This is a genomic window from Aminobacter sp. P4_D5 (assembly GCF_056401815.1).
The window spans coordinates 1-2,352 of sequence record NZ_JBFUIP010000332.1 but is presented as its reverse complement, the minus strand read 5'-3'; the positions used below and the strand labels follow the sequence as shown (position 1 = coordinate 2,352).

General features: G+C 62.1%; 3 protein-coding genes. All 3 read right to left on the bottom strand.

Annotated features, from left to right (window positions below; translation table 11 throughout):
• Positions 1–1,463: IS66 family transposase (gene tnpC, locus AC1DWF_RS31540; RefSeq protein WP_476783794.1), on the bottom strand; the 1,463-nt coding region annotated here is incomplete at its 3' end.
• A 73-nt stretch (positions 1,464–1,536) separates the two neighbouring features.
• Positions 1,537–1,881, bottom strand: a complete 345-nt coding sequence (tnpB, locus tag AC1DWF_RS31535) for an IS66 family insertion sequence element accessory protein TnpB (protein ID WP_476783795.1) — start codon at positions 1,879–1,881, stop codon at positions 1,537–1,539.
• Positions 1,878–2,231 carry a transposase gene (locus AC1DWF_RS31530; protein WP_476783796.1) on the bottom strand — a complete coding sequence of 118 codons (354 nt, stop codon included), beginning with the start codon at positions 2,229–2,231 and terminating at the stop codon, positions 1,878–1,880. The genes tnpB and AC1DWF_RS31530 overlap by 4 nt, the downstream gene beginning before the upstream one ends.
• Between the last annotated feature and the right edge of the window lie 121 nt (positions 2,232–2,352).

Sequence of the window (2,352 nt, the reverse complement as noted above, 5' to 3'; positions counted from 1 at the left end):
GAGCAGTATGAAGCACCATCGTCGCTACCGGCGAAGAGCGCATTCTTTCTGACGATGGTCTGGGGCCTGATTGCTCGCTCGACAATGTTGGAGTCGATTTCGGTGCGGCCGTCGGCGAGGAAGCGCTCGAGGGCCGCTCGCCTGGACGTTGCGTAGCGGATTGCCTCAGCAAGCTTCGATTTTCCCGAGATCCGCGGCAGCTCCTTTTCCCAGAGCTTGAAGAGCTCGGCCACGATGACAGTGGAGCGGTCCTGACGGGCGGCTGCGCGTGCGGCAGGAACCTGGCCGCGAACCTCCTGCTCGATGGACCAGAGTTCGGCCATGGTCGTGACAGTCTGCGTTGCGATTTGGGAACTGCCGTTGATGTGCAGTTCGTAAAATCGGCGACGTAGATGAGCCCAACAGCCCGCGAGGGCGACGGCCTCATTGGAGCCCGCTTTCGCCTTGGCGAGTTGCGTGTAGGCCGAGTAGCCATCGACCTGCAGGATGCCGGTGAAGCCGGCCATATGGCGGACAACGCAGTCGCCGCCACGACCATCCTCGAAGCGATAGGCGACCATGGGCGGGCTGGCGCCACCGAAGGGCCGGTCGTCACGCGCATAAGCCCATAGCCAGGCTTTTCGGACCTTTCCGGTTCCCGGCGCCAAGGTCGGCAGCGARGTCTCGTCGGCGAAGACCCGCTCGCCCTGCTTGATCCGCTCCAGAATGTAGTCGGCGAGCGGCTTAAGCTCGAAGCCGACCTTGCCCATCCATTGTGCCATCAGCGAGCGGCTGAGCTCGACCTTGTCGCGGGCATAGATTGCCTCCTGCCGGTAGAGCGGCAGGCCATCGGCGTATTTTGAGACGGCGATCTGCGCCAGGAGCGCCTCGGTGGGGATGCCGCTTTCGATGATATGGGCCGGTGCCGGTGCCTGGAACACGCCATCGCGGTCCCGGTAAGTGTATTTCGGGCGACGGGTCACGATCACCCGGAACTTCGCCGCCGTCACGTCGAGACGCTCCGAGACGTCCTCGCCGATCAGCACCTTTTCCAGATCCTCGCAGCCGGCCGGAACCTCCGSCTCGATCACCTGCTCGACCCGCTCCAGATGCGCCGCAAAGCCCTTGCGCGGACGCGGTGCGCGTTTCGGACGCTCCTGACCGACGCCCTGCAGCTCCGCTTGGATGGCCGAAAGACCCGTCTCGATCTCGTCGAGCACGAAGGCGTACTGGTCGTCGTCCAACATCGCGCCGCCCAGCCGCTCCGAGCGCCGGCCGTAGCGCGCRCGCTCCAGCATCTTCACGATTGCCGTCAGCGTCGCGATGCGCTCGTCGGCAGCCTTGTTGATCAGGGCGAGATGATTGGTCTGTGCTTCCAGGTCGCTATTGCGCGCCTCGAGCCGGGCTGCTTGCCCAGCCATGGCCAAGACCATCGCTTTCAGCGCATCAACATCGTCGGGAAGTTCTGCAACGGTCGGCGACATGACCGCATTTCAGCACGGACAGAGCGATTTTCCCAATCGTTTCAATAGCGTGATTCACTTTGCCACAGCAGCATTAGCCGGCCGATAGCGGCCGCTTCACGGTCGGTGGCCGGACCTTCTTCCAATCCATCCCGTCGACCAGCGCCAGCAACTGGGCGTGGTTGAGCTGGACCCGGTTGTGGCCGATCCGCGGCCAGCAGAACTGCGATTTCTCCAGCCGCTTGGAGTAGAGGCAAATCCCCGACCCGTCCCACCAGGCGATCTTGATCCGGTCAGCCCGTTTCGCGCGAAAGACATAAAGCGAACCATTGAACGGATCTGCCCCAGAATCGCGCACCAAACCAAGAAGGCTGTCGGGACCTTTCCTAAAATCAACGGGATGACTGGCCAGATAAACCTTCACACTGGTCGGGATCATGCCGAGCGCACCGCTCGCAGAACGCGCCGCAGATGCGCTTCCTCGACATCCGGCCCAATCCGGATCCTCACCCCGTCGATCTCGACCTCGACGAGCCTAGACACGTCAATCGTGCCGCGGCCCGATGATGACAACTCGTCTGTGCGCCGCTCAGCCGAGTTCTTTCCCACGGCGATCGACCGCCAGCCAAACAGTTGGGATGGGCTGATCCCGATCTCCCGGGCCAAGGCCGAGATGTTTGCTCCAGGCTCAAAGCTCTTGGCCACCATCGCCGCTTTGAACGCATCAGACCAGCGCCGACGACGCGCAATTGGCGCACCTTCAAACGGAGCCGGAAACGCCTCAATCAAATGAAAATTTCTATCCGCAGGCATAGGCGTAGACATAGAACATGGCACCAATCTGGATCGCTCGTGCCAAATGTCGCCTGAAGCTTTACCTAAAACCAGATGGGATGCCCTTGGCGCTTAC